Source organism: Candidatus Enterovibrio altilux, assembly GCF_002381345.1.
In the GTDB taxonomy this organism is placed as follows: Bacteria; Pseudomonadota; Gammaproteobacteria; order Enterobacterales; family Vibrionaceae; genus Enterovibrio; species Enterovibrio altilux.
In genome coordinates, this window is record NZ_CP020663.1 from 124,078 (window position 1) to 137,493 (window position 13,416).

General features: G+C 36.8%; 6 protein-coding genes, 2 tRNA genes, 1 other RNA gene and 3 pseudogenes. 7 read left to right on the top strand and 5 right to left on the bottom strand.

Annotated elements, in window-relative coordinates; translation table 11 throughout:
- Nucleotides 1-12: 12 nt before the first annotated feature.
- Nucleotides 13-89: transfer RNA gene (locus BTN50_RS08210), tRNA-Ile, on the bottom strand.
- Nucleotides 90-500: 411 nt separating this feature from the next.
- On the opposite strand from BTN50_RS08210, the pseudogene BTN50_RS08215 reads away from it, so the two are divergent.
- Both BTN50_RS08215 and ubiG read left to right on the top strand, forming a co-directional pair.
- Nucleotides 501-1,420 (top strand): annotated as a pseudogene (locus tag BTN50_RS08215) (IS5 family transposase).
- A gap of 345 nt (nt 1,421-1,765) precedes the next feature.
- On the top strand, nt 1,766-2,479 hold the full coding sequence (ubiG, locus tag BTN50_RS08220) for a bifunctional 2-polyprenyl-6-hydroxyphenol methylase/3-demethylubiquinol 3-O-methyltransferase UbiG (RefSeq protein ID WP_096619773.1): 714 nt from the start codon (nt 1,766-1,768) through the stop codon (nt 2,477-2,479).
- Between the two features lie 749 nt (nt 2,480-3,228).
- Here ubiG and BTN50_RS12535 read toward each other — a convergent pair.
- Complete coding sequence (locus BTN50_RS12535; protein ID WP_096619774.1) at nt 3,229-3,441, bottom strand: transposase; 213 nt, start codon at nt 3,439-3,441, stop codon at nt 3,229-3,231.
- Between the two features lie 636 nt (nt 3,442-4,077).
- Here BTN50_RS12535 and BTN50_RS08230 point away from each other — a divergent pair.
- From BTN50_RS08230 to BTN50_RS08240, 3 genes and pseudogenes are all read left to right on the top strand, one after another.
- Nucleotides 4,078-4,153 (top strand) — tRNA-Ala (locus BTN50_RS08230).
- A gap of 386 nt (nt 4,154-4,539) precedes the next feature.
- Nucleotides 4,540-4,636, top strand: an RNA gene (gene ffs, locus BTN50_RS08235) — signal recognition particle sRNA small type.
- A gap of 356 nt (nt 4,637-4,992) precedes the next feature.
- A pseudogene (locus BTN50_RS08240) lies at nt 4,993-5,908 on the top strand (IS5 family transposase).
- 351 nt (nt 5,909-6,259) lie between these two features.
- On the opposite strand, the gene rplY reads toward BTN50_RS08240, so the two are convergent.
- Nucleotides 6,260-6,538 (bottom strand): 50S ribosomal protein L25, encoded by a 279-nt coding sequence (rplY, locus tag BTN50_RS08245; protein WP_096619775.1) that lies wholly within the window; start codon nt 6,536-6,538, stop codon nt 6,260-6,262.
- Nucleotides 6,539-7,020: 482 nt separating this feature from the next.
- On the opposite strand from rplY, the gene gap reads away from it, so the two are divergent.
- On the top strand, nt 7,021-8,016 hold the full coding sequence (gap, locus tag BTN50_RS08250; RefSeq protein ID WP_096619776.1) for a type I glyceraldehyde-3-phosphate dehydrogenase: 996 nt from the start codon (nt 7,021-7,023) through the stop codon (nt 8,014-8,016).
- A 463-nt stretch (nt 8,017-8,479) separates the two neighbouring features.
- On the opposite strand, the pseudogene BTN50_RS08255 reads toward gap, so the two are convergent.
- Both BTN50_RS08255 and gyrA read right to left on the bottom strand, forming a co-directional pair.
- Nucleotides 8,480-9,096, bottom strand: a pseudogene (locus BTN50_RS08255) (transposase).
- A gap of 537 nt (nt 9,097-9,633) precedes the next feature.
- Nucleotides 9,634-12,285: a DNA topoisomerase (ATP-hydrolyzing) subunit A gene (gyrA, locus tag BTN50_RS08260; RefSeq protein WP_096619777.1), complete on the bottom strand. Its 2,652-nt coding sequence runs from the start codon at nt 12,283-12,285 to the stop codon at nt 9,634-9,636.
- A 382-nt stretch (nt 12,286-12,667) separates the two neighbouring features.
- Between gyrA and cmk the strand changes: the two genes are divergently transcribed.
- Nucleotides 12,668-13,354, top strand: coding sequence for a (d)CMP kinase (cmk, locus tag BTN50_RS08265; RefSeq protein ID WP_096619778.1), 687 nt, complete (start codon nt 12,668-12,670; stop codon nt 13,352-13,354).
- The last annotated feature ends 62 nt before the right edge of the window (nt 13,355-13,416 follow it).

Genomic DNA, 13,416 nt, shown 5'->3' on the forward strand with positions numbered 1-13,416 from the left:
AATAATTTAACGTGGCTACGGGAGCTGGATTTGAACCAATGACCTTCGGGTTATCAGCCCGACGAGCTACCAAACTTCTCCATCCCACGCTACTATAAAAGTGTATTCTGGAACAGAACTGAAGTACACAAAATTGCAATTAAATGCACAACTACTCTTTAGCAGCTTCCTTTTAACTTTACTTGAAGGAGTATACCTTTCACTATCGTATGAATCAATATTTTATAAATTTACATCATCTAGCCAACACAAATGAGTTAAAAAATTCATTCACTTAAATTCACAGTATAAATAATATAACATAGTATGGTCACAAAAGTGGTACTAATCTGAGTTATGTGATCCCTTAGGTTCAATGTCCCTACCAGTAGTTTTTTTGACTCTAACCATTGCTGTCTCTGCTAGGGACGTTTATGGTAACCGGTTTTATTTTTTACATAAGGGAACTACATTTTCAATCCACACTCTACACAATTAGGCTAACTTAAATATTCAGGTCTATGAACAATTTTCACTATAAAACCACTAACTGGAAGCGGTGTAATCAAACTTTAATGAATCGTGGCTCACTAACATTCTAGGTTAATGAAAAAAGTTATTTAGCTATGGAATCAAACTAAGCAGGGTAATCATGGAAAACCTTATATATTTAGCAACTTAACCACTACGACGGCCCTCATGGTTAAATGCGTATTTTCAATGACATTGAGAAGTCTGCAAGCATGATTAATTCTGTTTGCAAACTGATTCAACTGCCTTTGTCGTGCCTTCACTATTCATACATTAGCAAGTGATCCAAAACGGTTAATGTCACGTTTAAAACGAAGAATAAAGAGGCATATAGCACTTATCCATTAGTTTTACGGAGCTAAAAGTTTACGATGAAGGAGAATGGAAAGCAAAAAAGTATGGTATTAATGGGAAATAGTAAGTCTAGCACAAGTTGCAGTTAGCGGTAAATATAAATACGTATGAAATCAGTGTTGCTGAGTTAAGCGCCTCAAATGTGACTGACGATGCAGTGCTGCCTAGTTTGCTCAAACAGCCCCGCTGAGAAATTAATGCAATATCAACGAATGGTGCTTACGACACCAAACAATGTTACGAACTTGTTCGGATGAAATAAGCAGTTCCAATTATACCACCAAAAAAAGGAACAATTTTTTAGGAACGCGGTCATCCGTGTAATTTAGCGGTCAGTTACTAGAAGTTATACGGTTCCAATCAATATTGGGAAACGAAGTATGCTTATACTAAACGTTCCCTATCAAAAACGGCAATGTTTCAAATCAAAAAATTACTGGGAGGGATATGGAGCTTAATAGCTTATAATGCTCAAATTAGCAAAACTTACACCATGATAAAAGCGTTAAATAAGCTGGCAGAGCTAAGTGCATCTAAAACAAAAGCGATTGTTTAATCTTTAATCATGTTAAAATTTGTTATTTGAACTAGAATGAGAAAATAAAACCACATAGAACGATAATTTAGCTCTCTACTTTAGGAAGCAGGGCCATAATTTAAAAATCATCTCTTTTTGCATATTGTGGCTGCGCAATATGCATTTTAATGGATAAAGTAAAAGTTCTACCCCGTGATCACATTTTTACTTTGTTAACGGTGTTATACTAAAAATAGTAAAAGCCTATATCAAATATAAACTAACCCAAGATCACAGTTCTGAGAATGTTACGTCTATGTACCTGTACTCATCGAACGTAGGTTTACATTTACATTGCTCAAAAAATTCAGGAATGAACACTCAATGATAAATCAGGCCAATGTAGATCCAGTTGAAATGCAAAAATTTAAAAATATAGCTTCTAGCTGGTGGGATTTAGAGGGAGCATTTAAAGCCTTACATCAAATCAATCCACTTCGTCTGAATTATATCATTGAGCATAGTAACGGGATCTTTGGTAAAAACATTCTTGATGTGGGTTGCGGTGGTGGCATTCTTACAGAAAGTATGGGGAGAGAATACGCTGATGTTACGGGTCTTGATATGTGTAAAGAGCCTTTAATGGTTGCTCGCTTGCATGCCGTAGAAACTAATATACAAGTAAAATACATCCAATCGACAGCAGAAAAACATGCAACATCAAATATTAAACAATATGATATCGTTACCTGTATGGAAATGCTTGAACATGTACCTGACCCAGCTTCGGTCATTACCTCTTGTGCTCGCATGGTAAAATCAGGCGGACATGTATTTTTTGCAACACTAAATCGTAACATTAAGTCTTGGCTTTTCGCCATTGTGGGTGCCGAGAGCATAATGAAAATAGTTCCGAAAGGAACGCATAACTATAATAAATTCATTCGTCCTTCCGAATTATTGCGGATGATAGATTCAACCCGACTAAAAGAACGTCATATAACCGGACTGCACTATAACCCGCTCACTGAACGATATTGGTTGTCTCCAAAAAACGTGGATGTTAACTACATCATACATACTGATCACCCAGCATGAGTCGAAATTTTTTAAATTGTGTATTCAATAAACTCGACTTAGTGTAATGTCCCATTTATTGAGAGATGATTATTGTTGCTACCATAATCCAAACATACTGAATAGGTCATACTCAACACTAACGCTACCATTGAAAGCAATGCTGTCAATCTTTTTCGCTTAAACATACGGATTTGTTTCCTAATTCTAGGTATAGAGCAAATCCAAACATGATTTACTGTTAAACATTGCTTTCAGTTTAGACATACCTCGCTCTGTCAGCTTATTTAATGCTTTTATCACTTCGTCACCTGGTGGGGAATAGTAGTCCCTTAAACTTGTTAATGTTCCTCGCGTAGTTCTGTTACTAAGGACTTTGCCGTTTGTAATAGGGAACGTTTATAGTAACCATACCTCATTTTTCAATGCCAATTTGAACCGTATAACTTCTGGTAACTGACCGTTAAATTATGCGAATGACTCCGTTTTTCTAAAGTTGCCCCTTTTCTTAGTGGGATGAATGGAACCTCTTGTTTAATACGAACGGTTTTGTAATGTTTCTAGTGTAGTAAGTGCTATCGCCTCATACTTCATTGATTCTTAAGCTGGTCTGTTTGAGTAAGTCAGGTAGTGCTCACCGGCAGTCACATTTAATGAACTTAACTCAGCAACAATGATTTCATGCATATTGATATCTGCCACTCAATGCAGCTTATGCTAACTCCCCCCGTTTCCCGTAAATGCCACGCTTTTTTACTTATCATTTGTTTTCACCGTAGCCTTTCAGCCCATGGCCTTGGTAGTTGAACGAGTTTAACAAGAGAATTAATGAATTCTTGTAAACCTCTCAATGGCATTGAAAGCACTTGTTTAACCATAAAAATCGTCGTAATAGTTAAGTAGCTAAATAAACAAGGGTTTTCACGATTACCCTGCTTAATTTGATTCCATAGCTGAATGAATTTTTCATCAATCGGCTTTATTTCTTAATTCAAGTTCAGAGAACAAATTTGCACTTGATTCATTATTAGAGAATCGCTTTTGTTTTAGACATACTGAGTTTTATCAAATTAGCAAAATTTATCCTTATTTGCCAATAAGTTATGTTAATAACTGTAGGGATACTGCCATTAATAAACTGATATAACGTGGGAGCAACATGAAGTTATTATAGCTCTTACGAATAGTTTCTATACATGTTATAATAGATATATAAAAGCAGCACTATATAGTAAATTGTAGATAGCATGCGTAATCCGAATCAAAGTCTGTAATTTGACTCCGGGCAATCTAAATCATTAGCAATCGTGGATCTGACTGCCGTAGTGTATTCATAACTGAGATGAAATCATAACATGGCAACCCTAGTGTAACCTTAGAATTTATAATCTTTTTAATAATATTATTTTTGCAGGTGTCCATACAGGTTGATAAGTAAAAATATAATTGAAGTCTTAAAAACTTTATGCGTTTGTTGTTCGCTTAGTTGGGAGAGCCCTCCTCACCAGGAAGAGGATCATTGTTCGAGGTTAGTATTACCCACTATTTAATTTTGAGGTTGCTACCATTGATAAACTAAATGTTAAAATGCAGTTTTTACATAAAGAAAAGCTTAATTTGGGGCTATAGCTCAGAAGGGAGAGCGCTTGTATGGCATACAAGAGGTGGATGGTTCGATTCCGTCTAGCTCCACCACTTTCTAATTCGAGTTCAGATAGTGAATCATGTTAAAATTTATTATCTGAACTCGAATTAGGAAACACAACTGAATATTGCATCTATAACACGCGATGAATTAACAATTAATGCATAATGTTTATTTTAAAAGTAAACGTTATTTCAAAGAGGTTACTACATCATTTTTCACCGGTAATTTTTTTACAATTTGCAAGTTCTTTGACGTCCCGCATAAATGATAAGTTTCTGGTGTTCCAACCTGCATCTGCAAATTAGTTGAATATAAGCTGGTTAAAATCCTCCACGTAAACTTCCATAATCTCTTGCATTGGTCGCAAAATTTTTACATAATATATTAAATTTAAAAATTTATTTGATTTAATGTATTAAATCTATGGAGGCCTCGTTAGTTCTCCCGCAACATTATCTTGTGAAATGGGTCAGATCCGGAAGGAAGCAGCTCGTACTTGTGGTATGTGTGCAGGGATGTAGCTGGTGAGGCTTCCACTCATGCTGTATTTTACATTTTCAAAAGTATACATTTTTTTAAACTCACGCATAATATAGTGCGACAACTAAAATAAATAGTATTGGAATACCTGCAACCTATTATTTACGCGGGACGCTAAAGAACCTGTTTTGTCCCTAATTCAAGTTCAGATAGCAAATCCCAATACATTTCACTATTAGACAATCATTTTCGTGTTAAGCATACTTAGTCCTGTCAGCTTATTTAATACTTTTACCATGGTTAGATTTCGCTAATTAAAGTTATGTGATCCTTTAGATTCAATGTCTCTCCCAGTAATTTTTAATTAGTATTTTAAATAACTAAGCTCACTTAAATATTCAAGTCTATGAAAAAGTTTCCCTGTATAGCAACTAACTGTATGCAGTATAATGAAATTTTAATCAATCGTGGCTAACTAACATTCTAGATTGATGAAAAAGCTATTCAGCTATGGAATCAAACTCAGTAGAGTAATCATGGAAAACCTAATGTATTTAGCGATTGAGCCATTACGACGGTCCTGATGATTAAATGCGTATTTTCAATGACATTGAGAGGCCTGCAAAAATTCATTCATTTTGTTTTTAAATTTATTCAACTGCCATTGTCATAACCTCACTATTCATGCATTAGCAAGCAAGCCAAAATGGTGAATGTCACTGTTCAAGGTTCAAGACGAAAAATAAAGGAACCATCCAACACTTAGTCATTGATTTTACGGTGAAGGCTAATAACAAACAAAAAACATGGCACTGATGGGAAACAACGAGTCTAGCGCAAGTTACACTTAGGTGGTAGCAGATATAAACACGTATGAAATCATTGCTGCTAAGTTAAGTGAATCAAGTGTGGCTGACGGTAAAGTTTTACCTAACTTACTCAAGCAAACCCATCGCAGAATCAATGAAATACTGACCGATAGCACTTACGACACCAGACAGTGTTTATGCACCCGATCATATTAAACGAATGGTTCCACTCATTCCACTAAAAAAAGAAACCACTTTTAGGGACAGAGGGTATTAGCGTAATTTAGCACTCAGTTACCAGAAGTTATACGGTTCAATTCAGCATTGCAAACGAGGTATAATTATTATAAACGTTCCCTATCAGAGACAACAATGTTCCGAGTCAACAAATTTTTAGAAAGAACATTGTGCTTAAGAAATCACAATACTCCAAGTAGCGAAACTTACGCCATGATAAAAGTGTTAAATACGCTAACAGAGCTATGTATGCCTAAAATAAAAGAGAACGTCTAATCGTGATTCATGTTGAGATTTGTTATCTTAACTTGAATCAAGAAATAAAGCTGTGTTAATGCAATAATTGGAGAAGTTAAATGATAGCAAATGCTTAAAAAAATAGATAAAAAACATGGGTGGCATATTCATTTGTGCAAATTTTATGCATTAGCGACTGAATTGTATTCTACTAATAAAGATGTAGTTTTTAACAGTTTAATTATAAATATTTTTAAAGATAAAAAAGATGCGAATTAATGACATGTAACAACTTAAATAGTATTAAAACATATTTAAATTAATCAATGGAGTAAATAATAAGTTTAAAAAACGTCTACTAGGCACTTTTACTTACAGACAAAAAATCAATTAAATACGGATGAAATCCATATGCATAACTTTTGGCTTAAATGGATGACGTTGTATGTCTTGTGGTTTCACGTTCACTTCTTGGCCGTCAATTATAAGAGTAATACCTTCGTAAAACTTAGCCTTATCCATTTGGTTGATTATGGTGTTGTGCTGCAAAGAGATTGCAATTGGCGCTATTCCGCCACCGTAAATTACAGCGGGCAATTGCTCAGAGTGGCGCAGGCGGCGGCTCGCACCTGTACCATGTTCCGTACGTATTATTGCTTCGAATTTCATACTATATACCCTTCAAAATAACAAGGTTAAAAATAAGTATCAGCTTGCGAACAATCTAGATACTAAGTAAATCGAACGTAAATATTAACATTCAACATCTGTTATGACAAGAGTATTAGAGAATAATACACTCTTTCTGTACTCTCTAAATAGTTTGAGTACAATGTGCACCCAATCCTTACACATACACAATGCTTTTTAAAAAAATGGTCAATCACTTGTCGTAAAAAAGATTCTATCAACTTTGTTGCTTCATTTTAGTTCCAAGAGCAAACTAAAAACATAATTAACTATTAGGTGGTAATGCTTTGAGCTTGCTCTCTGAACTCGAATGAGGAAACAAAGCTATTATGTATCAATGTGTTGTATTAAATTTTAATTTTACGCAATTTAAATCAGTTTTTTCCTTGCATGACTGGTATCGATTCTGTAATTTTACTATCCATTCTCTTTCACTAGATATTAAATCGTGGAGCAACATAATGACTATCAAACTTGGTATTAACGGTTTTGGTCGTATTGGCCGTTTCGTATTTCGTGCATCGATTGAGCGTAACGACATCGAAGTTGTAGCAATTAATGACCTGATTGATGTTAAGTACATGGCATACATGCTCAAATACGATTCAACTCATGGACGTTTCAGTGGCACTGTTGAAGTTGTAGACGGTAACTTAATAATTAACGGCAAAACTGTTCGCGTTACTGCTGAGCGTAATCCAACTAAACTTCAATGGAATGTAGTAGATGTTGACGTTGTAGCCGAAGCAACTGGCACCTTCCTTACCGACGAAACTGCACGTCAGCACATCATGGCTGGTGCAAAAAAAGTTGTTTTAACAGGTCCATCTAAAGATGCGACTCCAATGTTCGTAATGGGTGTAAACCAAGACACTTATGCTGGTCAAGACATTGTTTCTAACGCGTCTTGTACTACGAATTGCCTGGCACCAATCGCTAAAGTACTAAATGATAACTTCGGTATTGCATCTGGTCTAATGTCAACTGTTCACGCAACGACAGCTACGCAAAGAACTGTTGACGGCCCTTCTGTTAAAGACTGGCGTGGTGGGCGCGGTGCTTATCAAAATATCATCCCATCATCAACTGGTGCAGCTAAAGCAGTAGGAGTAGTAATTCCAGAACTAAAAGGTAAACTGACTGGCATGGCGTTTCGCGTACCAACTGCTAACGTTTCTGTTGTTGACCTGACTGTTAACCTAAAAAAACCTGCTACTTACGAAACAATTTGTTCTGCTATGAAAACTGCTTCAAAAGGCAAGATGGCTGGTATTCTTGGCTACACTGAAGACGAAGTTGTTTCTCAAGATTTCATTGGTGAAGTTCAAACTTCAGTGTTTGATGCTAAAGCAGGTGTTGCTCTCACTGATACATTCGTTAAAGTTGTATCTTGGTACGATAACGAAATCGGTTATTCAAACAAAGTGCTGGACCTGATTATTCACATTTTTAAGTAATTAATATAAAACTGCCGCTAAAGAATGAGTAATAAAAGATAATTTATTAATTAATACTGGTCATTGTAAGTGGTTTAATGATTTTAAAAATGATTGCAGGTTACTACTGTATTATTGCAAATAAAATCAACCTTAATCAACTCACAGATGCAGGCTTAAACACCTAAAACTTATCATTTATTTGGGGTGTTAAAGAGCCTGCAATTTTTTAAAAATCATAGTAAAAATAGTTCACAGCTTCTTTAAATCAATTTTCAGCTTCAAAGTAAAAATTATTTCTAAGCTATTCATTCATCGCCTTATATGGCCGCACTATTAAGTTAAACTTTAGGCTATATAGAAGAAAGAAAGTAGTGAAGTTTAATATTAAGCATAAATGTTGTATTTTTGACGAAATTATTTTTATATATCTGCTTTGTTTTCTAATTCAAGTTCAGATAGCTAGTTTCAAAAGGACTAACGATTAAATAATTGCTTTTATTTTAGGCATACCTGCCCTGTTAGTTTCTTTAACGTTTGTACCATGGCGTAAGTTTCGCTAATCTGAACATTATGAGCCCTTAAACTCAATGTCTCTCCCAGTGATTTTTTTACTTGAACCATTGCAATTCTTAATAGGGAACGTTTATGGCAACTATACCTCGTTTTTCAATGCTGAGTGGAGCCGCATAGCAATGATTTCATCCGTATTTATATCTACCACTAAATATCACTTACGCCAGATTCGTCGTTTTTCATCAATACCATGCTTTTTTACTTTCCATTATTCTTCATCGTGGACTTTGAGTCCCATAGAATTAATAGTCAAGTGCTGGATGCTTCATTCATTCTTCATCTTGAACGTGACGTTAACCGTTTTGGCTCGCTTACTAATGCATGAATAGTAAGGATATGACAATGGCAGTTGAGTGAGTTTGAAAACAAATTTAATGAATCCTTTCAGACCTCTCAATAGCATTAAAAATACACTGTTAACCATGCAGACCATCGTGATGGCTAGTCGATAAATAAACGAGGTCTTCCATAATTACCCAGTTTAGTTTGATTCCAGTTAGTTGCTTTGTAGCGAACATTATTCATAGACTTGAATATTTAAGTGAGTCTAACTGTTTATAGTGTTGATTAAAAATTTAATTTTTTATTTAAAAAAGAAAGCCGATTACCATAAACGTTTCATAGCAGAGACAGCAATGGTGCAAGTCCAAAAACTACTCAGCGGACATTGAGTTTAAAAAATTACACAATTCATATTAGTGAAACCAGCACCATGATAAAAGCGTTCAATAAGCTGACCGAGATAAAGATGTTTAAAATGGAAGCGATTATCTAATAATAAACCATGTTGAGATTTGTTATCTGAGCTCGAATTAGGAAACAAAGCTATTTTAAATAGGTTATGAAACAATTTTTTACTGTGGCTCTTCCTGCCATTGTAGACTACAAAATACCCATAATATATAATAGGTTTAAGATGATTACGTTTGTACCTTTAAGTTAATTGAGTATACGAATTTTATTTGTGTAAAATTTTTGATGAAAATATGAACAAAAAACACTTACTTAAAAGTAAGTGTTTTTAAGTAAATGCTGCGTATGCATTGATGACACTAAATAAAATTAATCTTTGTTTTTTTCATCATCGTCTATATCTTCCATCAGCCCGATTTCTTCTGGTTCATCAATATGTTGAAGACCAACAACTGCTTCATTTTGGCTAGTACGTATCAGAGTAACGCCTTGAGTATTACGGCCAACTTGACTCACTTCAGATGCGCGAGTACGAACCAATGTGCCCGCGTTGGTGATCATCATAAATTCATCACCTTCGCTCACCTGAATGGCGCCTACTACAGAGCCATTACGTGCAGACACCTTAATAGATACAACGCCTTGTGTTGCACGGCTCTTAGAAGGGTACTCAACTAGTGCGGTACGCTTACCATAACCATTCACTGTGACGGTAAGAATATCACCATTAGCACGCGGAACAATTAGTGAAACCACCTTATTATTTGGTGCAAGTTTAATACCGCGTACACCCGCAGCTGTACGTCCCATTAAACGTACACCTTTAAACTTGATCTCTGGATTACCATTCTCATCAAGTGCTGGCTTACCATTCTCATCTAAAACTGGAAACTCTTCAGCTTCTTTAAAACGAACAACTTTACCCGCATCAGTGAATAACATGATTTCATCATCACCATCAGTGATATCAACACCAATAAGTGAATCACCTTCGCGTAAATTCACAGCAATAATACCAGCACTACGTGGACGGCTAAAATCAGTCAATGATGTTTTCTTGACGGTACCATCTGCAGTTGCCATGAAGACAAATTTGTCATCTGCATACTCTCTGACGGGCAGAACCGCAGTAATGCGTTCGTTCGGTTCTAAAGGCAGAATATTAACAATTGGTTTACCACGCGCTGTCCGAGACGCTAGAGGTAATTGATATACTTTCATCCAATACATGCGACCGCGGCTTGAGAAGCACAGAATAGTATCGTGGGTGTTAGCAACTAACAGACGCTCGATGAAATCTTCTTCTTTCATGCGAGTCGCGGACTTACCTTTACCACCACGACGTTGTGCTTCATAGTCATTCAGAGGTTGATATTTCACATAACCTTCATGAGACAATGTAACAACCACGTCTTCCTGATTGATAAGATCTTCAATGTTGATGTCTGCACTTGCCACAGTGATTTCAGTGCGACGTGCATCACCATATCCATCACGAATCGTTTCAAACTCTTGACGGATAACTTCCATGAGACGAGTTGGAGTAGACAGGATATACATTAACTCTCCTATCAGTTTCAGCAGTTCTTTGTATTCCTCCAAAATTTTCTCGTGTTCGAGACCAGTCAGTTTGTGTAGCCGCAAATCTAAGATAGCTTGTGCTTGTTGCTCAGTTAAGAAATACTTCCCGTCACGAATACCATATTCATCTTCTAACCATTCAGGGCGAGCTACATCAACACCTGTCGTTTCAAGCATTGCCGCAACAGTTCCCAAATTCCAACCACATGGTTGAAGCTGTTCACGAGCGATTGCCGGAGTTTGTGTGTTACGAATCATTTCTATAATTTCATCGATATTTGCAAGTGCAATTGCTAAGCTTTCCAAGGTATGTGCGCGATCACGCGCTTTGCGTAATTCATAAATCGTACGTCGCGTTACTACTTCACGTCGATGATTGACAAAACACTTCAGCATGTCTTTCAGACCAAACAAGCGGGGTTGGTGATTATCCAACGCGACCATGTTAATACCAAAAGAGGTTTGAAGTTGCGTTTGAGAATACAAGTTATTGAGAATCACTTCACCGACTGCATCACGCTTACATTCGATAACGATACGCATACCATCTTTATCAGATTCGTCACGCAGCGCATTAATACCCTCGATTTTCTTATTTTTAACCAGCTCGGCCATCTTTTCGATCAGGCGCGCTTTATTTACTTGGTAAGGGATTTCATAAACAATAATCGTTTCTTTACCGTTCTTATCGACTGCAATCTCAGCACGAGAACGCAAGTAAATTTTACCACGGCCAGTGCGGTAAGCATCTTCAATGCCTTTTCGGCCATTAATCATCGCTGCAGTTGGGAAATCTGGCCCTGGAATATGAGCCATCAATTCTTCAAGAGTAATGTTTTCATTTCTAATATATGCCAAACATCCGCTCATAACTTCAGTCAAATTGTGCGGAGGAATATTGGTTGCCATGCCTACAGCAATACCCGACGAGCCATTAATCAACAAGTTTGGCACACGAGTTGGCATAACTTCTGGGATCTGTTCTGTACCATCATAATTGGGTACATAATCAACAGTATCTTTATCCAAATCCATCAATAATTCATGGGCAATTTTCGACATACGCACTTCTGTATAACGCATTGCTGCCGCGGAGTCTCCGTCAACTGAACCGAAGTTACCTTGTCCGTCGACTAGCATATAACGCAGCGAAAAAGGCTGTGCCATACGGACGATGGCATCATAGACCGCACTGTCACCATGTGGGTGATATTTACCAATCACATCGCCGACAACACGTGCAGATTTTTTATATACTTTATTCCAGTCGTTGCCCAACACATTCATCGCGAAAAGAACACGGCGGTGTACCGGCTTTAAACCATCACGCACGTCAGGAAGAGCTCGGCCAATGATGACTGACATCGCATAGTCTAGGTAAGAGCTTTTCAGCTCATCTTCAATGTTGACGGGCGTAATCTCTTTAGCAAGATTGCTCATGGAGCCAATATCCCTCAGGTAAGTATGTCAAAAATGACTACGTGCAAGCTAATAAGAATATCATAAAAGTGGTCAAATAGTTACAGTCTAAACTAGAGATAATTCATGGAATACTCTTTTTTAAATACTCTGACGTTCGGCGTGGCCAACAAATATTCAACTTCATGGTAGAAATTGAAAACATAATGATCATCGAATAAAAGAGCACTGGTTATTTATTATGCTTAGTACAAAACACATTGAACTCACAAAAAAACATGTAAACAAATAAAATAGATGCAAAATTTATTTTCTGCATCTTTCAGTTGCTTCAGTATATGCGGAGTGTTTGTGGATACACTGCTTAACTTATTCAAAATATAAATTAGATTTGGAGAAAAGAATGTCTACCCAAGCGCATATAATTACCGTTGATGGTCCAAGTGGAGCTGGGAAGGGAACTCTATGTATGCTTTTAGCGAAGAAGCTGGGCTGGAATTTACTGGACTCAGGGGCGATTTATCGTGTTCTTGCTCTAGCGGCCATTCATCATAGTCTTGACTCTACATCTGAAGATGAGCTGGTACCTCTGGCTACTCATCTTGATGTGCAATTTAAAGCGGAAGGTAAACTTATAAAGGTTATTTTAGAAGGTAAAAATGTTTCCGATGAATTACGTAAAGAAGAAACAGGCATGGCGGCTTCAAAAGTAGCTGAATTGCCACGCGTGCGTGAAGCATTACTGCGTCGTCAACGTGCATTCGCTGAGGCGCCAGGCTTAATCGCTGATGGTCGTGATATGGGAACAGTTGTTTTTCCTAAGGCAGAAGTAAAAATTTTCTTAGATGCTAGCACAGAAGAGCGCGCTACACGTCGCATGAACCAGTTGCAACAAAAGGGGTTAGATGTTAAATTTAATTGCCTTTTACATGCAATCAAGGAACGTGATGATCGAGATCGCAACCGCTCAATTGCGGCATTACGTCCCGCAGACGATGCATTATTGCTAGATTCAACCGTTATCAATATTGAGAAGGTACTTGAGTATGCTTTGTCTTATATTGAAAGTAAATTTACCGTCACTTTTTGAAACAGCGGTAACTTCTTTGGTCGCAAGGATGATGACCAACATTAATATCAACCCCATACGGT